At 58.5% G+C, this 22,157-nt stretch carries 23 protein-coding genes and 1 pseudogene; 14 read left to right on the top strand and 10 right to left on the bottom strand.

Annotated elements, in window-relative coordinates; all coding sequences use genetic code 11:
• Window positions 1-990 precede the first annotated feature (990 nt).
• Entirely contained in the window at window positions 991-1,926 is a 936-nt protein-coding gene (locus AUK77_RS13235) for a site-specific integrase (protein WP_075750114.1), read from the top strand.
• A gap of 169 nt (window positions 1,927-2,095) precedes the next feature.
• Here the strand turns inward: AUK77_RS13235 and AUK77_RS13240 are convergent, their stop codons facing one another.
• The 5 genes and pseudogenes from AUK77_RS13240 to AUK77_RS13260 form a co-directional block, all read right to left on the bottom strand.
• Window positions 2,096-2,704 (bottom strand): HNH endonuclease signature motif containing protein, encoded by a 609-nt coding sequence (locus tag AUK77_RS13240; protein ID WP_075750117.1) that lies wholly within the window; start codon window positions 2,702-2,704, stop codon window positions 2,096-2,098.
• Window positions 2,705-2,706: 2 nt separating this feature from the next.
• Window positions 2,707-3,333: a hypothetical protein gene (locus tag AUK77_RS13245; protein ID WP_075750119.1), complete on the bottom strand. Its 627-nt coding sequence runs from the start codon at window positions 3,331-3,333 to the stop codon at window positions 2,707-2,709.
• 22 nt (window positions 3,334-3,355) lie between these two features.
• Window positions 3,356-3,484, bottom strand: a pseudogene (locus AUK77_RS13250) (topoisomerase DNA-binding C4 zinc finger domain-containing protein); the annotation flags it as partial.
• Window positions 3,448-3,777: a hypothetical protein gene (locus tag AUK77_RS13255; protein WP_075750121.1), complete on the bottom strand. Its 330-nt coding sequence runs from the start codon at window positions 3,775-3,777 to the stop codon at window positions 3,448-3,450. The pseudogene AUK77_RS13250 and the gene AUK77_RS13255, both read right to left, overlap by 37 nt.
• A 70-nt stretch (window positions 3,778-3,847) precedes the next feature.
• On the bottom strand, window positions 3,848-4,576 hold the full coding sequence (locus tag AUK77_RS13260; protein WP_075751201.1) for a helix-turn-helix transcriptional regulator: 729 nt from the start codon (window positions 4,574-4,576) through the stop codon (window positions 3,848-3,850).
• A gap of 659 nt (window positions 4,577-5,235) precedes the next feature.
• Here AUK77_RS13260 and AUK77_RS13265 point away from each other — a divergent pair.
• The 3 genes from AUK77_RS13265 to AUK77_RS13275 are packed head-to-tail and all read left to right on the top strand — an operon-like array spanning window position 5,236 to window position 11,083.
• Window positions 5,236-6,498 (top strand): TolC family protein, encoded by a 1,263-nt coding sequence (locus AUK77_RS13265; RefSeq protein ID WP_017675691.1) that lies wholly within the window; start codon window positions 5,236-5,238, stop codon window positions 6,496-6,498.
• A complete protein-coding gene (locus AUK77_RS13270) occupies window positions 6,495-7,952 on the top strand; it encodes an efflux RND transporter periplasmic adaptor subunit (RefSeq protein WP_017675692.1) in 1,458 nt (485 codons plus the stop codon). The genes AUK77_RS13265 and AUK77_RS13270 overlap by 4 nt, the downstream gene beginning before the upstream one ends.
• On the top strand, window positions 7,949-11,083 hold the full coding sequence (locus AUK77_RS13275; protein WP_017675693.1) for an efflux RND transporter permease subunit: 3,135 nt from the start codon (window positions 7,949-7,951) through the stop codon (window positions 11,081-11,083). The genes AUK77_RS13270 and AUK77_RS13275 overlap by 4 nt, the downstream gene beginning before the upstream one ends.
• Window positions 11,084-11,151: 68 nt before the next feature.
• Here the strand turns inward: AUK77_RS13275 and AUK77_RS13280 are convergent, their stop codons facing one another.
• From AUK77_RS13280 to AUK77_RS13290, 3 genes are read right to left on the bottom strand one after another with little or no spacing between them, the layout of a single operon-like run.
• On the bottom strand, window positions 11,152-11,814 hold the full coding sequence (locus tag AUK77_RS13280; protein ID WP_017675694.1) for a hypothetical protein: 663 nt from the start codon (window positions 11,812-11,814) through the stop codon (window positions 11,152-11,154).
• 12 nt (window positions 11,815-11,826) lie between these two features.
• Complete coding sequence (locus tag AUK77_RS13285; protein ID WP_026088460.1) at window positions 11,827-12,564, bottom strand: HupE/UreJ family protein; 738 nt, start codon at window positions 12,562-12,564, stop codon at window positions 11,827-11,829.
• A 47-nt stretch (window positions 12,565-12,611) separates the two neighbouring features.
• Entirely contained in the window at window positions 12,612-12,971 is a 360-nt protein-coding gene (locus tag AUK77_RS13290) for a hypothetical protein (RefSeq protein ID WP_017675696.1), read from the bottom strand.
• Between the two features lie 118 nt (window positions 12,972-13,089).
• Here AUK77_RS13290 and mreA point away from each other — a divergent pair, with 118 nt between their 5' ends.
• The 6 genes from mreA to AUK77_RS13320 all read left to right on the top strand — a co-directional run bounded on the left by mreA (window position 13,090) and on the right by AUK77_RS13320 (window position 17,606).
• Window positions 13,090-13,377: a metal-sensing transcriptional repressor MreA gene (gene mreA, locus AUK77_RS13295; protein WP_017675697.1), complete on the top strand. Its 288-nt coding sequence runs from the start codon at window positions 13,090-13,092 to the stop codon at window positions 13,375-13,377.
• A 9-nt stretch (window positions 13,378-13,386) separates the two neighbouring features.
• On the top strand, window positions 13,387-14,511 hold the full coding sequence (locus AUK77_RS13300) for a nickel/cobalt efflux transporter (RefSeq protein WP_017675698.1): 1,125 nt from the start codon (window positions 13,387-13,389) through the stop codon (window positions 14,509-14,511).
• Between the two features lie 3 nt (window positions 14,512-14,514).
• Window positions 14,515-14,955: a YqaA family protein gene (locus tag AUK77_RS13305; protein ID WP_017675699.1), complete on the top strand. Its 441-nt coding sequence runs from the start codon at window positions 14,515-14,517 to the stop codon at window positions 14,953-14,955.
• Window positions 14,952-15,668, top strand: a complete 717-nt coding sequence (locus AUK77_RS13310; protein ID WP_033377359.1) for a TraX family protein — start codon at window positions 14,952-14,954, stop codon at window positions 15,666-15,668. The genes AUK77_RS13305 and AUK77_RS13310 overlap by 4 nt, the downstream gene beginning before the upstream one ends.
• Before the next feature lie 853 nt (window positions 15,669-16,521).
• Window positions 16,522-16,965 carry a disulfide bond formation protein B gene (locus tag AUK77_RS13315; RefSeq protein WP_017675701.1) on the top strand — a complete coding sequence of 148 codons (444 nt, stop codon included), beginning with the start codon at window positions 16,522-16,524 and terminating at the stop codon, window positions 16,963-16,965.
• Window positions 16,962-17,606 carry a thioredoxin domain-containing protein gene (locus AUK77_RS13320; RefSeq protein ID WP_296130453.1) on the top strand — a complete coding sequence of 215 codons (645 nt, stop codon included), beginning with the start codon at window positions 16,962-16,964 and terminating at the stop codon, window positions 17,604-17,606. Before AUK77_RS13315 ends, AUK77_RS13320 begins: the two co-directional genes overlap by 4 nt.
• Window positions 17,607-17,688: 82 nt before the next feature.
• On the opposite strand, the gene cadR is transcribed toward AUK77_RS13320, so the two are convergent.
• Together cadR and AUK77_RS13330 are read right to left on the bottom strand one after the other, a co-directional pair.
• Complete coding sequence (gene cadR / locus AUK77_RS13325; RefSeq protein WP_017675702.1) at window positions 17,689-18,141, bottom strand: Cd(II)/Pb(II)-responsive transcriptional regulator; 453 nt, start codon at window positions 18,139-18,141, stop codon at window positions 17,689-17,691.
• 48 nt (window positions 18,142-18,189) lie between these two features.
• Window positions 18,190-18,339 carry a hypothetical protein gene (locus AUK77_RS13330; protein ID WP_170050749.1) on the bottom strand — a complete coding sequence of 50 codons (150 nt, stop codon included), beginning with the start codon at window positions 18,337-18,339 and terminating at the stop codon, window positions 18,190-18,192.
• Between the two features lie 37 nt (window positions 18,340-18,376).
• On the opposite strand from AUK77_RS13330, the gene AUK77_RS13335 reads away from it, so the two are divergent.
• The 4 genes from AUK77_RS13335 to AUK77_RS13350 all read left to right on the top strand — a co-directional run bounded on the left by AUK77_RS13335 (window position 18,377) and on the right by AUK77_RS13350 (window position 21,916).
• The gene (locus AUK77_RS13335; protein ID WP_017675703.1) at window positions 18,377-20,659 is read left to right on the top strand and encodes a heavy metal translocating P-type ATPase; all 2,283 of its coding nucleotides are present in this window, start codon (window positions 18,377-18,379) and stop codon (window positions 20,657-20,659) included.
• Between the two features lie 16 nt (window positions 20,660-20,675).
• A complete protein-coding gene (locus AUK77_RS13340; protein WP_017675704.1) occupies window positions 20,676-21,020 on the top strand; it encodes a DUF3703 domain-containing protein in 345 nt (114 codons plus the stop codon).
• Window positions 21,021-21,046: 26 nt separating this feature from the next.
• Window positions 21,047-21,523 carry a hypothetical protein gene (locus AUK77_RS13345; protein ID WP_017675705.1) on the top strand — a complete coding sequence of 159 codons (477 nt, stop codon included), beginning with the start codon at window positions 21,047-21,049 and terminating at the stop codon, window positions 21,521-21,523.
• Window positions 21,524-21,715: 192 nt separating this feature from the next.
• Complete coding sequence (locus AUK77_RS13350; RefSeq protein WP_139204310.1) at window positions 21,716-21,916, top strand: hypothetical protein; 201 nt, start codon at window positions 21,716-21,718, stop codon at window positions 21,914-21,916.
• The last annotated feature ends 241 nt before the right edge of the window (window positions 21,917-22,157 follow it).

The following is a 22,157-nucleotide window of genomic DNA, read 5'->3' on the forward strand; positions in this document are numbered from 1 at the left end:
CGCGCCTGCCGACGCAGCGGGCGAGTGACATCGATCAATTGCTACCGCATAAGTGGCAGCCACTTTAATCACGCAAGGCGTGATGCCCGGACGCATACCTCTGGCGAGCAAATGAGTGCAAATGGCTGGTCAGATGAGTGCAATTGCATATTGGCAAAAGCAACAGACAGCCCCATCCGCACGAAAGCTGTTTGCCCCAATGACATAGTCTAACTGCGACACCCTAGGCCTATCGCAAGCTCGCGCTGCGATACGAATCTTGTGCCGCATGCGCTAGCCGCGATACCCCCCGCATGTCGCAGACTCGGTTTGCGACACTCTGGGAGTGTCGCAGGGCACCGGTGCGGCACACCTAGTCTGTCGCCAACACGCGCTGCGATACGCTGACCATGTCGCATGCTGCTAGCTGCGATACACCCCGCATGTCGCAGCTGCGGTTTGCGACACACTTACTGTGCCGCATGCGGCATTAGCAGTGCCTGGTCAGGCACCGAAAGCAGCCGGAAGTGGCACCATCACCGCCACCTCTGGCGCAAAGAGTGCCAAAACTGGCACTGCTTTTATTGGTTATATTTCGGATAAAAAGCAATATAAATCAATTACTTAAATAACAAATACGTAACCAGAACCTCGACCAATGGCAAGCATTTTTGAAATGCATCGATTCTTGAGGCATCGCCTCTGGCGGGCATCGTGCTGCCGAGCTCGTCCCTTCAGCGCCACAGGCGCTGGCTGCTTTTTGATTTTGATGACAAAACGCTTGCGCGCGCTTTTGCTCACGGCGCACGCTGAATGAAGATGAAGTGGGCGCGCGAGTAAAAACGCGCCCCCATACTCGCGGCGCGAGTATGGGGGCGGTGGAGCAGTTCAGGCGTAACGGGAAAACATGGAGCGAAGGCGGAATAGTTTCAGTGAAGACTGAGCTGCTTCACCGCCCTTCGCGAAGCGGCTTAGCTTTGTCATCAAAAACAACTAAAAGAGATGACGACCATGCAATCACTCACACTGAAGAAGTACCAGACCAGAGCCCGCAATTTCTATCGAAAGCACTGCGAATCAGAGGCCCCAGATTCAGCGCAAATCTGCGCGGCTTTGCTAAAGAGTGCCAGCGAGTACAGGCCCAACAGCTTCGGTACACTAAAGAGCGCCCTGGCACATGACCAAAAAGCACGCGGCAACCACCAAGCAGCCAAAGCCATCAAGCAGCTCGTCAACCCAGTGACAGCGCAAGGCTCAACACTTCCCAAGAAACCCAAACTCAAGCAAATTCGCTCGATCTCCGAAGAAGACTACAGAGAGCTTCAGGAGCATCTACTAGCGCGTGAGTTCATGGATGAAGCCTGGTCGCTAGTACTGGCCTATTACCTGGGGGTACGCCCCTGCGAGATGCGCTCGATCACGGTGAAGGACAATCACGTCCATATCATCGGCGGAAAAAAAAGCGCTCCGCAGGATAGGGGCGCTGACAGAACACTGGTCATTGACGACCCTGCGGTACTCCAGGCTGTGGAAGGCGCAGCGAAATGTATGCGTATCTGCCCTCGTACCAATACAGCTATTCGGGATCGCCTACGCAAAGAGTGCCGAGCGCTGTGGCCAAGGCGCAAACAGCACCCAACCCTGAAAAGCTTCCGCCACCAACTGGGCTCAACCCTAAAAGCCTCCGGCGAGAGCGATGAGGCCATCGCTTACATGATGGGGCACCAATCCATAGAATCCATCAGCGTCTATGGGAACCGTCGATCTGGGGCTGGTCAAAAATTGCATATCAGACCTGCTCAGGACGCTGACTTGTCAAAAGTTCGCCAACCGAAGCAGCCTGCAGTTTTTGGCCGTGGGCGGGTGGTGGGACGAATCGAGGTGCCATCGCACCTCGCGAGGCGAATAACCACACTGCCTTTCCAAAGCGACCCACGAGGGACATAGCAGCCTTTGTCTGCTCCTATTTTGGAACACGGATAAGTGACCTGAGCAGTGCGCTACCGCGCACTGCTTTAGCGACTTGGGCGCTAGCTAGATCCTTGCCGAACGGATCAACTGGAAAGTTAATCGCCAACACCCAAAGCTATAGGCAATATCCCAAAGCTAGATTGGCTCAGGCGCTAAGCAGGCGTTCAAGGCCATCCCATTGCGACTGCACAGGAGGTCGTTCACGCGGATCAGCCAAACCCAGCTCTTCCAGCCGGTAAGACATCTTGCCGAAATTGCAGGCCGCGCAACTCACCACCAGGTTATCCAGATCATTGGTGCCGCCGTAGGCATGGGGCAGCACGTGGTCATACTGCGCCCAGAGGGTTTGGAAACCCGCGTGCTGTGAAACATTGGCGGAGCCCCAGGTAACCTGCTCGGGGTACAGCAGGCACGCCTTCTTGCGAACCTCGGGGCGGATCACGGGTATACCGCAATAGCGGCAGTGATAGCCATCGCGCGCATGCAGCTCAGCCATCTGCGTTTTGCTCGGCATGCGCGACTGCACTCGCAGGGCAGGATCAAGCGGCTGATCAAGCAGAGGCGTCAGCTTCACATAAGCGCTCTTGGCACCCCAGATGGACTCCAGCCAGGCTCTGTTCGTGTCGCAATCAGCCAGTTTGAACAGAGCCGACGCCAGCTCCCGATGGCCCGTGAGATGCGCAGAAACGGCTGCATCCAGATAGCGTGAGGTATCTCGGATTTCCGGAATCGACTCACGAAAGCAGTTTCTCATCCCTAGCACTCCACCTCAGCAGAGGGATGCACCAGCAACTCTGGACCCAGGCCATTTTTGAATAGCGCCACGATTGACACTGGAGTCAGCACGGTCACCACATCGCTAGTCATAGGCTGAGGAAGCGGGCTGTAGCCGTCGAAACCCCAGCACCACTGACGTCCGCGCCAGAGCAATACCGGCTGACCTTCATGCTCAACCATCGTGCCCTCCGGAAGGCCTGCCAGACTCGCTTGCCAGGTACGCTGGCTGTTATCGGCGTTCATGCGAGCGGCCTGCAGAACCTTGTCGATCCCGGCGGCAGACCGATCCTGATCCGGAAAGGTTTTGGCCCAGGCGGCCTTGAAGGCTTTGTAGCGATCCTTGCGACAGTCACCACAGGGGCGGTGCCCAGCGGCATAGCTGGTAGGCTCATCAAGAAAGAATAGTTCGGTGTAGCTGTTGGACGCCATCAACTCACGCTTGATGCCCTGATACTCCAAAGCGCAGGTGATCCAGCGGTTCAGTTTCCAGGGGCGCACGATCTCGCGTGCCGCATTGTGCAACTGACCACGATTCCCCATCAGCAGGCCTCTGGCCTTTACGCCATGCAACTGCCCCATCGGGTTCATTCGGTTTTGCAGAGGCATCGTGCGGACTCCATCGCATGAATCAGTTAAGGGGCTGTATGGTTCGGCATTTGGGGAAGGCGCTGCAGCCCCAGAACTGCTGGCCGGCCTTGGGGCCGCTTTTCACTGTGCGCACTAGCAACGCACTACCGCATTTGGGGCACTGGCGTTCACCCAATCGCCCAGCCGAGCCAGGATCGCGGCGGTGAACTGGATGACAGACAGATTTACGATCATGTGAAGCAGGTCGGTCAGTGTGTCTTGGTGGCCGGCAAGCCAGCTCTTCCGGAATGGCTGCAGGCACTCCAAGATGGCGACCGGAATAATTCCGACTACGGCAATGAGGGCTGTGCCGGGCCAATATGGCAAGCCTTTGTAAAGCATCCAGATCATCCAACCCGCCGTACCACCAAAAATAACTGGATAGCTGAACCAGCGAATCATGAACCTGAGGCAATTGGTCATCGTGCGCCCCCCTTGATGACCATAACGTTAAGCTGCTTCTGCGCTGCTGGCTTGAACGAAAAAGCTGATCTCAGCTGCTAAGACTTACCTGGCTCAAGGCCGAAGACGGATCGAGGCCAAATAAGCTGCGGAAGGTTCGAGAAAAGTGCGCCGCATCCGAGAATCCTGCTGTATGAGCAGCCACGGTCAAACTTCGGCCTTCCGTAATGTGTTGCAGCGCAGCGACCAGACGAAGCCACTTACGATAACTGCGCAATGGCAACCCGGTCTGTTCAACAAACCAATGAGAAAAGCGAGTCGGCGAAAGGTGGATCAGATCGGCCAACTCTTGCCTGCCATTAGCGGGTTTGCTCAAGGCTTTAAGGACAAGCTGCAGCCGTGGATCGATTATCGGCAGATCGGTGAGATTAAGAAATTGGCGAACCGCTCCTCGCATTTGTTGTGCTGAGATATCGGGAGTTGCCAACAGTCTTTGCAGAGTCGAAATGTTTTGTGCATCGATAGGCAAGATGTTCGTAGCGGCATTGAACACCTGTGTTTCCTCAGACAAGGCGTCAAGGTAAATCGAAATAACCTCCACCGCTTCGATTCGGTGAGTTACGCCTGCCTGGATACAGATAGCTCGGGCCGTGACACTGCTGTCGGGGGTGGTCACGGTCAAGTCATTGGTTATTCCGATGGTGATCTGGTGAGCCATGTGGCAGTGCCAATCATGATGACCGGCCTGCCCCGAAAATACTCCAAACCCTGGAGAGACCCAGGCCTTGCCATGCCAGCGGACACCCTGCGTTGCAATCACCTGACACTCCCTCGGCTTTTTTCGCGCCATGCTCTTCTGCCTGTCGCTCTGTCATTGAAACCACGACTATGCTTCGTAGCGAACAGGACTGCCTGTCCACAGAGGAAGCCTTGCAGATCCTCTAATTTGATCGAGATCAACGAAGTGCTGCAGTGGTCGAAAGAAGCACTCCTGCTTCGGAGCAATTTGCTATCGTCGCACTATCGCCTTGTTCGGTGAATCATCGTGCGTCGAATTGGATTGATCCTGGTAATGATTGCTAGTCTCGTGCTGCCGACCTTCGGCGGTATGGCTTTCAGCATGCCGGCACAGCCTTGCCCGATGCAGAGCGCCGATCATCAGGGCCATGCAATGGCCGATGCTCCGTGCTGCGAGCAAATGGATAAGTCTGATGGGGTGGCCAGTAAGTCCCCCTGCAAATCCGGCCAGGAATGCAAGACCGGAGGACTTCTCCAGACCACCGTTATCAAGAGCATATCCCCTCTTCCCTCACGCCCCGAGATATTGCTGACCCAGTCGGTGATTAAGAGAGAGCCCGCAGGACTCTGGCGCCCTCCTCGTTTCGTCTAATGCAGTGATCTTCGCGCCTTTAAACCAGGCGCATCGTCGCGACCACGCTTTTGGTGGCGACCTCGATCAATCGCATTGGAGGCGAAAGCATGCCCGCTTTCCTTTTCACACGCCGTGGCTATCTCGGCGTGTTGGCTGCCGCATTCTGGGCAGCTCCCTGGCTTGCCGCGCAGGCGCAGCCCCTAACCTTCGAACGAGCCCAAGCTCTGGCCGAGCAGAGTGCCCCTGAGAACCTCGCGCGCCAGGCGCAGGTGGCATCGGCACAGCAGGCTGTAGGGCCCGCAGACGCCTTGCCCGATCCCAAGCTGATTATAGGCATCGACAACCTGCCGATCGAAGGCCCTGACCGTTACACACTTAATCGTGACTCCATGACCATGCGCCGCATTGGACTCATGCAGGAGGTACCAAACGGCGACAAGCGTCTGGCCCGTCGCCAACTGGCCGAAGCCTCCATGACGCGGGCCGAGGCCGAGCAGCGTGCCATGCAGTTGGAAATCAAGCGCCAGACGGCAGTGAGCTGGCTGGACGTGTACTACGCCGAACGCAGTGTTGGCCTCTTCGATCAACTGGACCGTCAGATCGAGATGCTCCGCTCGACCGTGCAATCGCTGATTGCCGGCGGTAGTGCTCAGCCTGGCGAGCTGTTGCAGGCCGACCAGGAAGCTTTGGCATTGCAGGATCGGCGAGACGAGCTGAATCGCGATGTAGCAGTGGCTCGTGCCAAGCTGCGCCGCTGGATAGGCAACGAGGCCGATCAGCCTTTGCAAGGAGGTGTTCCCAATCTGAGCCTGGAGGCACCGCACCTGCCGCAACGCATTGCCTCACACCCTGAGTTGCGCGCTGCCTCGGCCCGAGTCGGCGAGGCTAGCGCCGAGCTGAACGAGGCCATCGCCGAAAAGACTCCCGACTGGGGTGTCGAGTTTGCCTACAACAATCGCGACAACCAGTTCGGCGATATGGTGATGGTGCAATTCACCTTCGACCTGCCGTTGTTCGTAGGCACACGTCAGGGGCCCAAGATCAATGCCAGGCAGCACAGCGTGTCGCAGATGGAAGCCGAGCAGGAGGCGTTACTGCGCGCCCATCAGGCTGAGCTTGAAGGCGGTATTGCCGAGCTTGAGCAACTGCGCAGGACCTTGTCACGCACCGAAAAAACCTTGATCCCGCTTGCAAGCAAACGGGCCGATCTCGAACTGGCCGCCTACCAAGCCGGTAACAGCCAGCTCACATCCGTTATTACCGCACAGCGCGACCTGATCGAGGCGCAGCTGCGGCAGATTGAACAGCAGCGCAAGTTGAGCCAGCTCTCCGCAAGCCTGTATTACGCCTATGTGGAGGGACTGAGATGAAGATATCGGCATTTGGTTTTGCGGTCGCCTTGCTGGCCGTGGGCATTGGCGCGGCAGGCGGCTACTGGCTGGCCCAGCGGCAGGCCAAACATGAGGTTCTGCCCAGTTCTGCACCGACGGACGAGCGCAAGGTGCTCTATTGGTACGACCCGATGCAGCCCGAGCAGCGCTTCGATAAACCGGGCAAGTCACCTTTCATGGATATGGAGCTTGTCCCTAAATACGCGGGATCCGAGCAGGATCCGTCTGTCCTGAGCGTCCCCGCTCAAGCCGTGCAAAGCCTCGGAATGCGAACTTCTCCGGTGATCCGCGGTGTACTGCCCTCGGGTATCGAGGCGGTCGGTTCCCTGGCCTATAACCAGCGAGAGGTGGCGAACCTCCAGGCTCGCGCTGGCGGATTCGTCGAGCGGGTTTACGGGCGTGCCCCGGGCGATGTGCTGCCTGCCGGTACCACCCTGGTCGACCTGCTGATTCCCGAGTGGTTCGCCGCGCAGTTGGAGTTCCTGGCGGTACTGCGTACCGCTGACATTCGCTTGATAAGTGCGACCCAAGAGCGCCTGCGCCTGCTCGGCATGCCTCAAGCGTTGATCGAGCAGGTTCGCCGCAGCGGCAAACCGCGGGCGGTGCAAACCCTCACCACACCTATCGCCGGCGAGCTCCAAGCCTTGCAGGTACGCGCCGGGATGACCGTGGAGGCGGGTCAGGACCTGGCCAGGATCAACGGGCTGTCCACGGTCTGGCTCGATGCGGCGATACCCGAAGCAATGGCTGGAATGGTTCAGGTTGGGGCTGACATCCGCGCCACCCTGACCGCCTTCCCCGGGCAACCGCTGCAGGGCCGCGTCATCGCTTTGTTGCCGAGTGCCGACCCGCAAACGCGCACGCTCACGGTACGCAGCGAGCTACCCAACCCTGCCGGTAAGTTGCGCCCCGGCATGTTCGCCGCCGTACGCCTGAACAGTACCGTCGAACAACCCGCGCTTCTTGTGCCGAGTGAAGCCGTGATTCGCACCGGCAAGCGTGCATTGGTGATGCTGGCCGAAGGCGACGGACGCTACCGTCCCCAGGAAATCAGTCTGGGCCGCGAGGCCGATGGGCGCCTCGAAGTGCTGTCCGGCCTAGAGGAAGGTCAGGCGGTCGTCACCTCCGGCCAGTTCCTCATCGATTCGGAAGCCAGCCTGCAGGGCATCATGGCCAGCCATGCCGAGCAGGACAATGAGAAGGAACTACATGAGTCCCATGGTGTGATTCGCGCTCTGGACGCTGAGGAAGTCACCCTGGAGCACGGGCCATTCGAGAGCCTGAATATGCCCGGTATGACCATGGCATTTCCACTGGCCAGCCCCGAAGTAGCGGCTGGGCTTAAGCCCGGGGATCACGTGCGTATCGGCGTCCGCCAGACGGATTCCGGCCTGCGGGTCGAGCGGCTCGTCAATCAAGGAGAGCGGCCATGATCGCGCGCCTGATCCACTGGTCTATCGGCAATCGCTTCCTGGTGCTGCTGGCGACCCTGTTCATCACCGCCCTGGGCGTCTGGTCGCTGCGCAACACGCCGTTGGATGCACTGCCGGACCTGTCCGATACCCAGGTCATCATCAGAACCAGCTTTCCCGGACAGGCGCCGCAGATCGTCGAGAACCAGGTGACCTACCCACTGGCGACCACCATGCTCTCGGTACCGGGGGCGAAGACGGTGCGCGGCTACTCGTTCTTTGGTGACTCATTCGTTTATGTGCTGTTCGAGGACGATACCGACCTCTACTGGGCGCGCTCGCGCGTATTGGAGTACCTCAACCAGGCGCAGGAGCGCCTGCCCGAGGGTGTTACCACCACCCTCGGGCCGGATGCCACGGGCGTGGGCTGGATCTACCAGTACGCCTTGGTCGACCGCAGCGGCCAGCATGATCTTGCCCAGCTGCGGGCACTGCAGGACTGGTTCCTCAAGTACGAACTCAAGAGCCTGCCCAACGTAGCCGAAGTGGCCACCCTCGGCGGCATGGTCAAGCAATACCAAGTGCTGCTCGATCCGCAGAAGCTGGTGGCTTATGGGGTAACTCAGCAGGAGGTCGAAGCGGCGCTGAAGAGCGCCAATCAGGAAACCGGCGGCGCCATCCTGGAGCTGGCGGAGCGCGAGTACATGGTGCGGGCTTCAGGCTATCTAGAGAGCCTGGAGGATTTCCGCAATGTGCCGCTGCGGGCTTCGGCCAGCGGAGTTCCGGTGCTGCTGGGTCAGGTAGCCACCATTCAGCTGGGGCCAGAGATGCGGCGTGGCATTGCCGAGCTGGATGGCCAGGGTGAAGTGGTAGGCGGCGTGGTCATCCTACGCTCCGGAAAGAATGCCCGCGATGCCATCGCCGCGGTGAAGACCAAGCTGGACAGCCTGAAGGGCAGCTTGCCGGCCAGCGTCGAGGTGGTCACCACCTATGACCGTTCGCAACTGATCGACCGCGCCATCGATAACCTCAGCTACAAGCTGCTGGAAGAGTTCGTGGTGGTGGCCTTGGTTTGCCTGCTCTTCCTCTGGCACTTGCGCTCGTCGCTGGTCGCGATCATCACCCTGCCCCTGGGCATCCTCATGGCCTTCATCGTCATGCGCTACCAGGGCGTCAATGCCAACATTATGTCGCTCGGCGGGATCGCCATCGCCATCGGCGCCATGGTCGACGCCGCCGTGGTGATGATCGAGAACGCGCACAAGCACATCGAAACCTGGAAGGCTCGACACCCTGGTGAGCAGCTACAGGGCGAGGCGCACTGGCGGGTGATCGGCGAAGCCGCGGTCGAGGTCGGGCCGGCGCTGTTCTTCAGCCTGCTGATCATCACCCTGTCCTTCCTCCCGGTCTTCACCCTGGAGGCCCAGGAAGGCCGCCTGTTCGGCCCGCTGGCCTTCACCAAGACCTATGCCATGGCGGCTGCCGCCGGACTCTCGGTCACCTTGGTACCGGTGCTGATGGGCTACTGGATTCGCGGGCATATCCCCAGCGAACAACAGAACCCCTTGAACCGCTGGCTGATCGGCGCATACCGGCCGGTACTGGAGTGGGTGCTGGCTTGGCCAAAAGTGACCCTGGCGCTGGCCTTGCTGGTCTTCTTGTCCAGTCTCTGGCCCCTCAGCAGACTCGGAGGAGAGTTTCTGCCGCCCATGGACGAGGGCGACCTGTTGTACATGCCCTCGGCCCTGCCCGGCTTGCCGGCGAGCAAGGCAACCCAGTTGCTGCAGCAAACCAACAGGATGATCCTCACGGTGCCCGAAGTGGCTCGGGTATTCGGCAAGGCCGGGCGTGCGGAGACCGCCACCGATCCAGCACCGCTGGAAATGTTCGAAACCACGGTGCAGTTCAAGCCGCGCGAGCAATGGCGAGCCGGGATGACGCCGGAGAAGCTGGTCGAGGAGTTGGACCAGGCGGTGAAAGTCCCGGGGCTGTCCAACATCTGGGTTCCACCGATCCGTAACCGCATCGATATGCTGGCCACGGGGATCAAGAGTCCCATCGGGGTGAAAGTTTCCGGAACCTCGCTGGCCGAGATTGAGCGCATAACGCGTGACATTGAGGCCGTGGCCAAGGAGGTACCTGGCGTGAGTTCGGCGCTGGCGGAGCGGCTGACCGGCGGTCGCTATGTGGACATCCAGATCGATCGCCTGGCCGCGGCGCGCTATGGCCTGAGCATCGCCGACGTGCAGGCGGTGGTATCGGGCGCTATAGGCGGCAGCAATATCGGTGAAACGGTCGAGGGGCTGGCCCGCTTCCCGATCAGCCTGCGCTATCCCAGGGAGTGGCGTGACAGCCCGGAAGCGTTGCAGCGCATGCCGATTCTCACCGCAGTGGGCCAGCAAATCACCCTAGGAACCGTCGCCCAGATCAGTCTGACAGAAGGGCCGCAGATGTTGCGCAGCGAGAACGGGCGTCTCTCGGGCTGGGTCTATGTCGATGTCCGCGGTCGCGATCTGGCATCGACTGTGCGAGAACTGCAGGAGCGTGTCACGAATGGTGTGCCACTGGTTGCGGGGGTGACAGTCTCCTACTCCGGTCAATTTGAATTCCTAGAGCGCGCCAATGCACGCCTGACTTGGGTCGTGCCGGCGACCTTGCTGATCATCTTCGTGCTGCTCTACCTGACATTCAGCCGTTTCAGCGAGGCCCTGTTGATCATGGCCACACTACCCTTCGCCCTGTCAGGCGGTGTCTGGTTGCTCTACTGGTTCGGCTTCAACCTGTCGGTTGCCACTGGGGTCGGCTTTATCGCCTTGGCGGGAGTCTCGGCGGAATTTGGGGTGATCATGCTGCTGTATCTGAAGAACGCCTGGCATGCGCGCGTGGATGCAGGGCGCAGCGACGATCCGGCCCTGCTGGAGGCAATTCGCGAAGGAGCTGTCCTGCGTGTCAGACCCAAGGTGATGACCGTTGCCGTGATCATCGCTGGCCTGCTGCCCATTCTCTGGGGTGGCGGAGCGGGTTCAGAGGTCATGAAACGCATTGCCGCACCTATGGTTGGCGGCATGATCACAGCCCCGCTGCTGTCCATGCTGGTGTTGCCTGCCGCCTATTGGTTGATGCGTCGACGGGGTAAACGAAAGAGTTACTAACCACAGGAGCTATAGCTCTGAATGTTCAGGTGAGCCCCTCCGCCATATGAAGAAGGGGCTTATCTGTCTTAAATCACGCGTTTAACGCTCAGGTAATCGCCCTTGGTCTTCAGCGTGATGGTCACGTCGCGGTTGCTGCGGTTGCGCCAGAACCAGCCGTGTGTACCGTCGAAGATGGCGGTGAATTCACCCTTGTCGCCCTTGATCTGCTTACCCTTGCTATAGCTGTGGTAGTAGCCCTTTGGGCCGTTGTAGGGTTCGCCATGGGTGTCGTGGTTGACCGGAACACCATTGGTCGTCCACTCGTAGCTGACCGTGGCCTTGTCCAGCATCTCCAGTTTGATTTCACTGGCCTCGCCCGGCTTCAGCGTGACGGTCACTTCATCTGACTTCAGGGCTGGCTCAGGCTCAGCTACGGGTTCGGCCACAGGTGCTGCTGCAACAGGCTCTTGCACTACCGGCTGAACAGGCGCGGGAGCTTGAGCGACTGGAGCCGCAGCTGGCTGAACCGCTGCATCCGCTGCCGCTTCTTCGGCCAGGGTTATCTTCATTTCGCCCATCTGGGTCAGGCCGAGTACGCGACCAACGCCCGTTGGGTCGATGGCGTACTCCGAAGGCATCACCACGGTGACCAGTAAGGCTGCGGCAACACCCACGGCGATCACAGTGGAGCGCAGCAGTTGGTGGCTGGTAGGCAATTCGCTTTGGGTCGGAAGCTGGGTATTGAACATGCTGAGAATTCCTTACTGAGAGACGATCAGGCCGGTGAGCTGGTAACCCATCAAGAGGAAACCGGCGCTCATCATGGCGACGTTGGCGGTGTAGGCATGACGCCAGAAGCTGGCGGTGCGCCGCCAGTAGCCCATGACAATCAGGATGGCGCTCAAGGCCAGGAGCTGGCCGATTTCGACGCCGACGTTGAAGGCAATCAGGTTGGCGATCAGGCCATCTGCCGAGATCTCGTATTCCTGAATCTTGGTGGCCAGACCAAAGCCGTGCAGTAAGCCAAAAATCAGCGTAGCTGCCTTGGTATTGGGCTGATAACCGAACCAGCGCTGGAATGCCCCGAGATTATCGAGCGCCTTGTACACCACCGAGAAGCCGATGATGGCGTCGATCACGTAAGAGCTGATGCTGATTTCAGTCAGCACACCCAGCAGCAGGGTGACCGAATGACCCACGGCGAACAGGGTGACGTAGAGCCCCACGTCCTTCAGGCGGTAGAGAAAGAAGATCACCCCGAAGAGGAACAGCAGGTGGTCGTACCCGGTCATCATGTGCTTAGCGCCCATGTAGATGAACGGCAGTAACATCACCCCGGAGCTTTCCTGGATAAAGCCCTTGTCGCCCTCGGCAACAGCGTGGGCCAGTGCGTCAGGCATGCCGAGAAACAGCAATGCCGTGAACAACAGCAACAGTAGTAGCGAACGATTCGGACGCACAGCAGCTGCGTCCATTGCGCCCATAGATAGCGAATGCATAGTTGAGTCCTAAATTGCAGTGGTCTTGGGCCGCACAGCGGCCTGTGTCAGATCACGAATGTGGCGCGCGGTGGCCGCTCGATCAGGAAGATCGGGCTTGGAGGAATGGAGTAATGAGGGGCTGGTATCGGCTGCGCACGTTCTGGCAGCGTGCTGATGCTCAGCCGTGCGGTCAGGTGTGGTGTTTCATGCAGATGGTCGGCGGTCAGCGGCGAGTGGCAGTGATCCCCGTACGCCGCACAGGCCAGCGTCTCGTCACCATGCGCATGCGAATGAGCACCGTCATTGCCACCCAAGGCAGGCTGGCTCGACCCCATAAACAGCGCAGAGGTATGCCCGGCCCAGGCCATCAAGATGGCGAGAGCAAGCGCAAAAATCACCTTGGTGCTGATGGGATTGCTGAGCATGTTGTGGTTCTTTCGATGCCTAAGCGGGTGGCTTTTCTGGAGGGTTGGTCGGTTTGACCATATCCCCCCCTGGGGGATAGCATGCGAGCGTAATTCATCGACGCACGAGACTCAAGGCATGAGCGATCACGAACACGGCCACCAGCACCAAAGTCATGGCGACATCATCAAAAGGTTGAAAAGAGCGGAGGGCCACCTGCGCAGCATCGTCACCATGATCGAAGAAAGCCGGGCCTGCGTCGACATCGCCCAGCAGCTGCATGCCGTGGAAAAAGCCGTCTGCCAGGCCAAGCGTGTGCTTATCCAAGACCATATCGACCACTGCCTGGAACATACGGTCGAAGCACTTGCGATAGGCGAGCGCGCATCACTCGAAGACTTCAAGCAAATCACCAAGTACCTCTAGGCCCCTCCCATGTCGAGTTTCGCCGAACTGCTGCAACAGGGGGCCTCGCAGGCCTGGCTGTACTTCCCTAGTGCCATATTACTGGGTGCCTTGCATGGCCTTGAGCCTGGGCATTCGAAAACCATGATGGCGGCGTTTATCGTGGCCATTCGTGGCACGGTGAAGCAGGCCATTCTGCTAGGCCTTGCCGCAACGCTTTCGCACACCGCTGTAGTCTGGCTGGTGGCCATGGGCGGCATGTACCTAGGGCAGAATTTGGATGCCGAAACTACCGAGCCGTATTTCCAGCTCGCGTCCGCCGCCATCATTATCACTATCGCCCTGTGGATGCTCTGGCGCACCTGGCGTGGCGAGCAGATGTGGCGCTTCGAGGAAGGTGATGAGCATCAACACGAGCACCACCACGATGAAACGCAGCGCATCGACACCGGACATGGGCGTATCGAGCTGTCGATCTTCGAGGAAAGTACTCCACCGCGCTGGCGGCTGAAGACCTTGAGTGGCCATGTCTGGCCGGCTGCCGAAGTGAGCCTGCTGACGACTCGCCCCGATGGACTGGCCCAGCAGTTTTGCTTCGTTGACCGCGGTGATTACCTAGAGTCAGTCGACGTGATTCCCGAGCCCCACGAATTCACCGCGCGCCTGAGTCTGGGCCATGCCGGACATTCCCACGACTATGACCTGGAGTTCCGCGAGCACGACCACGGTCATGAGCACTCCGAGCTGGAAGAGCTGGAGCTGTCGCTGGACGGCTATCAGGATGCCCATGAGCGGGCGCATGCCAACGACATCCGCAAGCGCTTCAGCAACCGCAATGTCACCACCGGCCAGATCGTCCTGTTCGGCCTAACAGGCGGGCTGATTCCCTGCCCGGCCGCGATCACCGTGCTGTTGCTCTGCCTACAAGTGAAAGAAGTCGCCCTGGGTGCCGTCCTGGTGCTGTGTTTCAGCATTGGTCTGGCCATCACCCTGGTCACCGTTGGTGCCGCCGCCGCTATTGGCGCTCGGCAAGCCTCCAATCGCTGGCCCTGGCTCGGTGCTGTCGCGCGTCGCGCCCCTTACCTGTCCAGCCTGCTGATCATTGGGGTGGGGATTTACGTTGGCTTCCACGGCTGGATCGGCCTGAACGCCTAGCCGATGTGGGAGTTATCCGGTTATTTCGGCCTGTTCTTCGCCGCCTTCGGTGCCGCCACGCTGCTGCCCATGCAGTCGGAGGCGGTGCTGGTCGGGTTGCTGCTGACCGACCGCTACGCGGCCTGGGCACTGCTGGCAGTGGCCACCACGGGCAATGTGCTGGGTTCGGCACTGAACTGGCTGCTGGGCCGTTCCATCGAGCATTACCGGCACAAGCGCTGGTTTCCCGTCAGCGAAGGCAAACTGAAAAAGGCCCAGCAGGCTTATCACCGCTTCGGTCGCTGGTCACTGCTGCTTAGCTGGGTGCCGATCATTGGTGATCCGCTTACCGTGGTAGCCGGTGTTATGCGCGAACCATTCTGGAGCTTTCTGTTGATCGTGCTGCTGGCTAAGACCACTCGCTATCTGGCACTAGCTGCCATGACGCTTGGGTGGTTTGGGTGAGCCTGCAGAAGCGCGACACCAACCTAGATCTGATCAAGTGGCTGGCGATGCTGACCATGCTGCTGGATCACCTGCGCTACATCTGGCCTGACAACGGATGGTTGTTCATCGTTGGGCGCTTAGCCTTTCCAATGTTCTGCCTGGGGATCGCCGCCAATGTCGCGCGCTCGCAAACAGGTGAGCTGTATTCCGATAACAACGTTCGCTACATGGGCTGGATGACTGCGTTTGCAGTGATCTCGGAGTTGCCCTATCGCCTGCTTTCTAACGACAGCAGCACGCTCAACGTTATGCCTTCGCTGCTGTTGGGCCTGCTTATCACCTGGGGAGCACATCACCGTGGTCGCGACGGTTTGATCCTGGCTTTGGCCGGCGTGACTGTCGCGGTGTTGATGCAAGAGCGCCTGATGTACGGCGTTTTCGGCGCACTGCTGCCGGCAGCGTTGCTGCTGGCCATTCAGCGCCCTGGGCTTGTGTGGCTATTGCCTGCCTCACTTTGCGTACTGGCCAACAGTCGCAACCGCTGGCTCGCCGAGTGGGAGTTGCAGCCCTATACGTTGCTGATTCTGGCCACAGCGTTCGCTGCGCCCTTAATTGGGCTATGGCTACTGCGCCGAACGCGCCATTTCAGGATCTGGCCGGTCAAGCGCTGGGTCTACTGGTTCTACCCTAGTCATCTAGTAGCACTGCACCTGATCCGCACGCTCAGCTAGTGTGGGTTTTCCTTCTTCAAAGCCTGCTTGCTCACTCCATATAATCAGCAAGGAACCATCGTTTACAGTCGCCGTGCACTGTGTAATTAGCCCTCTGGGCGCGTCACCTTTTAAAAGGTTATGCGATGCCTATGGTGCTTGTGCCGCCCACCTGAGAATGATCTCATGCGGGACAATTCGTACGACGACCGTATTTTCAATGAGGCTAGGCTCAAACCTCCCTCCCCCACTTAATGCCTACCGACATCAACGATGCCCAGCCGTACTATTACAACTCAAGCAGTACTTGCACTGAGCCTGGCATTACTGCTGGTCATGGTCTGGCATACATCTTCCTTGTTGACGGGTACAGAGCCGCAAGCGGGATTCAAAAGCGAATCCACGCACAGTAGTTTGTCCACAGATACAGCCCCCTCTTGCTCATGATGTGAAGATCATCGGCACTCGCCGGTGACTGCTGACCATGTGCATGAAACCCCTTACCTCGGGCCGTTGCTTACCCTGCCTGCCCAAGCAGAAAACAACGCACTTGCGGCTATTTCGGATCAAGCTACGCCAGTTCGCCCTATCTACCTGATTGAGCGCCCTCCACGATCCAGACGCGTGATCTAGACAAAGCCGCATTGCGGCCAAAGACCACTGCAATCCAGGATCAACTTATGCAATCGCTTTCTCCTCGCGGGTTCGTGGCTCTGTCCGCGCACCTACGCCGCCCGGCGCTCTTATCGCTGTTCGCCATCTCGTTGATGGTTATGGGCATGGCAGATGCACGGGCTCAAGACGTCACCACAAGCGGTATAGCGCCAAAGCTAGTTTCCGCGCCATCCACCTCAGTCGAGGGCAGGTGTCAACCATGAAGGAAGCAGAGACAAACACTCACGCTATCAACCCCTGGGGACTGCTACTTATGGCCTGGGGTATTGCGCTTGTTGCAACTTTAGCCGCGCTGTTCATCGGCGAGGTCATGGGGAAAACACCCTGCGTTCTCTGCTGGTTCCAGCGCGCATTCATGTTCCCACTGGTCGTGATTCTGGCCGTTGGTTGCTACATCTCAGATTTCGGCGTCTGGCGCTATGCGTTGCCAGTTACCGTCGTGGGTTGGCTCATCGCGCTTTACCACAGCCTGCTCTACCTCGGGATCATCCCGGAGAGCATCAAGCCCTGTGGTGCAGGCCCATCATGCTCCAGCGCTGACATGATGATTTTCGGCAGCATACCGCTGCCACTGCTTTCGCTGGGTGCATTCACCCTTATCGCTGCTCTTCTTGTTCTCATCCGCCGGAGGTCTTCCCTATGAGCAGACGTGCAATCGTCCTCGTCATCAGCATTCTTACTGCGCTCGGCTTCGCTGCTGCGGCATTCGTTTATGATCGATATTCGGCAAGCGAAGAAACTCCGCCAGCTGCCCCGGCAACCAGCTCCTTGGTGCGCTTCCATTCGCCAGTTATCGGTGCCGCTACTGCGCCAGTAACCATTGTTGAGTTCTTCGATCCGTCCTGCGAAGCCTGCCGTGCCTTCTTTCCACTGGTTAAGCAGATCCTGGCTGAGAACCCGAAAGATGTGCGCTTGGTGCTGCGTTACGTCCTCTTCCATGAAGGCTCTGAAACAGCGGCAAGAATCCTTGAAACTGCGCGTAAGCAGGGGGTCTATGAGCCGGTTCTGGAGGCAATCATGGCGGCTCAACCGCAATGGCACAGTGACCCTCAGGTGCTCAAAGCCTGGGAGGCTGCTGAAGCTGCAGGCTTAGATGTGGAAAAGGCCCGCGTAGAGATGATGGCTACCGATATCACCGAAACGCTTAAAACAGACGCCCAGGATGCCCAAGCTGCTGCCGTGCGCCAGACGCCCACGTTCTTTGTGAATGGCAAGCCGCTCCTGAGCTTTGGTGCACAGCCACTGATTGATCTGGTTAAAGCTGAAATCGAACAAAGCAAATAAGCGCTTGCAGTCTGTAAACAAACGAACCCGCACCACCGCCTGCAATGTCTCGTGCCGAGTACTGCAGGTGGTGGCGCATTGTTTAGTGGCGATGGCTTTTCCCAACGTGGGTATGGCCATCATCTGGAAGTGCACTGACTCCGCCGGTGGTATTCAGGCGCTGGAGAATTCCACACTCGTCTACACCCCGCTCAGAGGCGCAACGGTGTCGTAACTCAACCAGCTGTTGTTGCAGTGCCAGGAGGCTGGTCACTCGCGCTTGCACATGCTCGATGTGCTCATCCACTAAGCTATTCACACCCTCACAGTTCCCCTCTGGCCGATCCATCAGCGCCAACAAGCTTCTGATCTCGTCCAGGGTCATGTCCAGTGTTCGGCAATTACGAATAAACGTAAGCCTCTCAAGATGCTCACTGCTGTAAAGACGATAATTGCCCTCGCTGCGAGCCGGTGTCGGCAACAGCCCTTCACGCTCGTAATAGCGAACCGTTTCAACCTGGCAATCGGCAAGCTTGGCCAGCTCTCCAATTTTCATGAAATACCCCTTCTACAAACTCTTGACCCTGTAGTGGCTTCAGGGTGTTCACTCTACAGCACTGACCAATAAGGATACCCCCATGGCTGGTTGCTGCAGTGATGAACAAAAACCTGAAGCGGTTTCAAAGGATGTCTGCTGTGACCCCAGCGGCGCGTTTAAGTGCTCGGCCACGGCAACTACAACGGTAAATGCCATGGTTCGCTCCAGGCTCAGCAGTTTCCGTATTGAACAAATGGACTGCCCCACCGAACAGACGCTGATTCAAGACAAACTGAGCAAGCTGGCTGGCATAGACAAGCTCGATTTCAATCTGATCAATCGCGTTCTTGGGGTATGGCACAGCTTGCCGTCGACCGCTCTTATTGAAGCGGCGATCTCATCCCTAGGTATGCAAGCAGAACCGCTCTCTGCTGAGGGGCAAGCCCGCATCACAATCGAACAGATGGACTGCCCAACGGAAGAAAAGCTGATCCGCGACAAGCTCTCCTCCCTGACCGGCATCAGCGCGCTGGAGTTCAACTTGCTTCAGCGCGTATTGACGTTTAGCCACACAGCAGAAGCATTGCCAGCAGCCCTGGCAGCGATTCGCGACCTTGGTTTCACGCCAGTGGTTGAGGGTGCAGCAACAGTAAACGATGAAGCGCAAGCAGCGCCGCGCAAGAAGGCTTGGTGGCCTTTGGCGCTATCCGGTGTGGCTGCCGTATCGGCTGAAGTGCTGCACTTCGCCGAGCTTGCACCTGAGTGGGTTGTGGCCGGTGTGGCGCTGCTCGCCATTCTGCTGTGCGGCCTGACGACCTATAAAAAGGGTTGGATTGCGCTGAAGAACCGCAACCTGAACATCAATGCACTGATGAGTATTGCGGTTACCGGTGCGGTGCTGATTGGGCAATGGCCGGAAGCCGCCATGGTCATGTTCCTCTTTTCTGTGGCCGAGCTGATCGAGGCAAAATCGCTGGGTCGGGCTCGTAATGCCATCCGCGGCCTGATGGATCTGACCCCAGAGCGCGCCACGGTGCAGCAAGCAGACGGCTCATGGCTTGAAGTTGAGGTTAAAACCATAGCCTTAGGTGCATTGGTCAGGGTTCGGCCTGGCGAGCGAATCGGCCTCGATGGCGAGGTGACTTCCGGCAACTCCACCATCAACCAAGCGCCGATCACGGGGGAAAGCCTGCCCGTAGAGAAAACCGTCGGAGACCCGGTTTTTGCTGGCACCATCAATCAAGCAGGCTCGCTGGAATACCGCGTCGTGGCAGCCGCTGCCAACACTACGCTGGCACGCATCATTCACGCGGTCGAAGAGGCACAGGGTTCACGTGCTCCGACCCAGCGCTTTGTCGACCAATTCGCCAAGGTATACACCCCTGTCGTATTCCTATTCGCCCTGGCTATCGCCATTGTGCCGCCACTCTTCATGGCCGAACCCTGGTACGACTGGATCTATCGTGCCTTGGTACTGCTGGTGGTCGCTTGCCCTTGCGCCTTGGTTATTTCAACGCCCGTCACCATTGTCAGTGGCCTGGCTGCGGCTGCGCGCAAAGGCATTCTGATCAAAGGCGGTGTCTACCTTGAAACCGGCGGCAAGCTTGGCTTCCTGGCACTCGACAAGACCGGCACTATTACTCACGGCAAGCCGGTGCAGACCGATTACATGCCGCTGGTTGATCAGGACTCAGAAGTCTACCGCACACATGCCGCCAGCCTCGCCAGTCGGTCTGACCATCCGGTATCGCAAGCGATAGCCAAGCATGCCAGTAAGAATGGGCTGGCGTTTACCGCCGTTGAAGGATTCGAAGCCCTACTGGGTCGAGGTGTTCGAGGCACCATCGAAGGCATAGATTTCCACCTGGGTAACCACCGCCTGGTGGAAGAGCTTGGCCTCTGCTCACCCGAGCTGGAAGCGACGCTGGAGCGTCTCGAACGCCAAGGTAAAACAGTGGTGGTGCTGTGCAATCCGCAGCGTGCCATTGCCCTGTTCGCCGTTGCCGATACCGTCAAGGGCTCCAGCCGCCAGGCAATTGAGGAGCTTCATGCGCTTGGCGTGAAGACCACAATGCTGACCGGCGATAACCCGCACACCGCAGATGCGATTGCACAGCAGGTAGGCATCGACGAGGCACGCGGCAACCTACTGCCAGTCGACAAATTGCAGGCCATTGAAGCATTGCAGGCGCGCGGCTACGTTGTAGGGATGGTCGGCGATGGCATCAACGATGCGCCGGCGCTGGCGAAGTCTGAAATCGGTTTCGCCATGGCCGCCGCCGGCACGGACACGGCCATCGAAACTGCGGATGTGGCCTTGATGGATGACGACCTGCGCAAGATCCCGGCCTTCATCCGCCTGTCTCAACAGACCGCCGTCATCCTCAAGCAGAACATCGTGCTGGCGTTAGGGATCAAGGCCCTGTTTCTCGCCATTACCCTAACGGGGCAGGCGACGATGTGGATGGCCGTCTTTGCCGACATGGGCGTCAGCCTGCTGGTGGTGTTCAACGGCCTGCGCCTGCTTAAAAAGTAGGATCGGAGGATTGAAGATGAAAGCAGCATTGCAACTCGCAATTGAACAAGCCTTTCAGCAGGCCCGGCAGGCCATGCAGGAACAGCGCAGCGCAGATGCCTTTCAATGGTTAGAGCGCGCGCACATCCTGACCCAACGCCAACCCGTGCTGCATGCTGGGTCACACTGGCTGATGCTTGTGCTCGGCTGGCAGACCGGCGATTACCGCGAGGTCGCGGGGCAACTACCACGTATTTTCGCGGCCCTGCTGTTCTCCAAAATCTGGGTGCCTATCGGCAATACAGGCCGCTCCAGGGTCAGTGCTTTCAAGCCCATGCCGGTTCCCGAAGAACCACAGACCTTGCTTGCCGATGACAAGTAAACTCAATCCGGTCGGTGATTGCGCCCATGCAAATTGATATCTCTACCCAGCTGCCATGCTCACTGGCAGAGGTGATCGCCCAGGTGCGCACGCCACGTCTGCTGCATCAGGTTGCATCACCGTTGCTGAGTTTCAGCCCGCTGACTCCCGTTGAGTTTCCTGGCACCTGGAGCGAGGGCACTTACTGGGTCAAGCTGAAGTTATTCGGCGTACTTCCCATTGGCCGTCAGGCGATTGTGATTACATACCCGCAGACGGAAAATGCTCAGATTTTCATGCTAAGAGACAACGGCTACAGCCCGCTGATCAGCAAGTGGGATCACCTCATTACGGCACAAGAGGTCAACGGCGGAACGCTTTACCGAGATAGCGTGACCATCAAGGCGGGCGTCCTCACTCCGTTCGTCTGGCTATTTGCGCGCCTGTTCTACGCCCACCGTCAGCGCCGCTGGGCAACCTTGGCGGCAAATGGCTTTAACTACGGAAACTCTCAGCCGCTGTAGTAATCGCACCTTGCTAGGTTCTTGGTCGCATCAACCAACTCTTCGTCTGGTAAGCGCTGAGCCCATGGCTATTCACACCCATGCGGTCACAGTTTCATGCACCATTACTGCCATGAGCTGGAATATACGCAGTGCGCCTGCCAGCTCCAGCTCGTCAGCGAAATGCTGGCTTACACGGCGGGAGTGAGCAGCATGCCCGAATCACGCAAGGTGATTCGGGTGGACGCTTACGAGCATCCAAACAAGATCAACCGGCGTCACCCCCAGCCGGCTTGTCACATCAGCCCGGCGCTATCGATCTATCTGAGTGCACCGTCCTATGAGCTGGCAGTCATGAACATTCGGCCTGATCAAGGCTGGAGCTCTCTCGACCTACCCGTCGGATTCTATTGAAAATCTGAATTCAAATGTCGCTTTAAGACAACTTTCATTGCCGCCTTGTGAAGATTACAGAATTGTAATTTTCCAATCATCTTCAAGTTATCTTCAGCTTGCAAGGATAGGGCTCAGCTCCCCAAAGGCGCAGAGCGCTTGAGGGTGGGCGGTTGCAGGGGCTGAGTGCAACACGGTTATTGAATTGAAGCAGGCGCAGCATGATGCATTCCTACCACCTCTGTCATGACTTCAATCGGGC

The sequence above is a fragment of the Pseudomonas sp. Ga0074129 genome (assembly GCA_001465025.1).
Taxonomy (GTDB): Bacteria; Pseudomonadota; Gammaproteobacteria; order Pseudomonadales; family Pseudomonadaceae; genus Aquipseudomonas.

What these genes read in the sequence shown, in the direction of transcription:
- AUK77_RS13235 (WP_075750114.1), top strand. Translation starts at nt 991, where the DNA reads ATGCAATCACTCACACTGAAGAAGTACCAGACCAGAGCCCGCAATTTC.
- AUK77_RS13345 (WP_017675705.1), top strand. Translation starts at nt 21,047, where the DNA reads ATGCAAATTGATATCTCTACCCAGCTGCCATGCTCACTGGCAGAGGTG.
- AUK77_RS13320 (WP_296130453.1), top strand. Translation starts at nt 16,962, where the DNA reads ATGAGCAGACGTGCAATCGTCCTCGTCATCAGCATTCTTACTGCGCTC.
- AUK77_RS13285 (WP_026088460.1), bottom strand. Translation starts at nt 12,564, where the DNA reads ATGCATTCGCTATCTATGGGCGCAATGGACGCAGCTGCTGTGCGTCCG.
- AUK77_RS13315 (WP_017675701.1), top strand. Translation starts at nt 16,522, where the DNA reads ATGAAGGAAGCAGAGACAAACACTCACGCTATCAACCCCTGGGGACTG.
- AUK77_RS13300 (WP_017675698.1), top strand. Translation starts at nt 13,387, where the DNA reads ATGTCGAGTTTCGCCGAACTGCTGCAACAGGGGGCCTCGCAGGCCTGG.
- AUK77_RS13350 (WP_139204310.1), top strand. Translation starts at nt 21,716, where the DNA reads ATGCCCGAATCACGCAAGGTGATTCGGGTGGACGCTTACGAGCATCCA.
- AUK77_RS13335 (WP_017675703.1), top strand. Translation starts at nt 18,377, where the DNA reads ATGGACTGCCCCACCGAACAGACGCTGATTCAAGACAAACTGAGCAAG.
- AUK77_RS13330 (WP_170050749.1), bottom strand. Translation starts at nt 18,339, where the DNA reads ATGGCATTTACCGTTGTAGTTGCCGTGGCCGAGCACTTAAACGCGCCG.
- AUK77_RS13240 (WP_075750117.1), bottom strand. Translation starts at nt 2,704, where the DNA reads ATGAGAAACTGCTTTCGTGAGTCGATTCCGGAAATCCGAGATACCTCA.
- AUK77_RS13305 (WP_017675699.1), top strand. Translation starts at nt 14,515, where the DNA reads ATGTGGGAGTTATCCGGTTATTTCGGCCTGTTCTTCGCCGCCTTCGGT.
- mreA (WP_017675697.1), top strand. Translation starts at nt 13,090, where the DNA reads ATGAGCGATCACGAACACGGCCACCAGCACCAAAGTCATGGCGACATC.
- AUK77_RS13275 (WP_017675693.1), top strand. Translation starts at nt 7,949, where the DNA reads ATGATCGCGCGCCTGATCCACTGGTCTATCGGCAATCGCTTCCTGGTG.
- AUK77_RS13290 (WP_017675696.1), bottom strand. Translation starts at nt 12,971, where the DNA reads ATGCTCAGCAATCCCATCAGCACCAAGGTGATTTTTGCGCTTGCTCTC.
- AUK77_RS13270 (WP_017675692.1), top strand. Translation starts at nt 6,495, where the DNA reads ATGAAGATATCGGCATTTGGTTTTGCGGTCGCCTTGCTGGCCGTGGGC.
- AUK77_RS13340 (WP_017675704.1), top strand. Translation starts at nt 20,676, where the DNA reads ATGAAAGCAGCATTGCAACTCGCAATTGAACAAGCCTTTCAGCAGGCC.
- AUK77_RS13280 (WP_017675694.1), bottom strand. Translation starts at nt 11,814, where the DNA reads ATGTTCAATACCCAGCTTCCGACCCAAAGCGAATTGCCTACCAGCCAC.
- AUK77_RS13255 (WP_075750121.1), bottom strand. Translation starts at nt 3,777, where the DNA reads ATGACCAATTGCCTCAGGTTCATGATTCGCTGGTTCAGCTATCCAGTT.
- AUK77_RS13265 (WP_017675691.1), top strand. Translation starts at nt 5,236, where the DNA reads ATGCCCGCTTTCCTTTTCACACGCCGTGGCTATCTCGGCGTGTTGGCT.
- AUK77_RS13245 (WP_075750119.1), bottom strand. Translation starts at nt 3,333, where the DNA reads ATGCCTCTGCAAAACCGAATGAACCCGATGGGGCAGTTGCATGGCGTA.
- cadR (WP_017675702.1), bottom strand. Translation starts at nt 18,141, where the DNA reads ATGAAAATTGGAGAGCTGGCCAAGCTTGCCGATTGCCAGGTTGAAACG.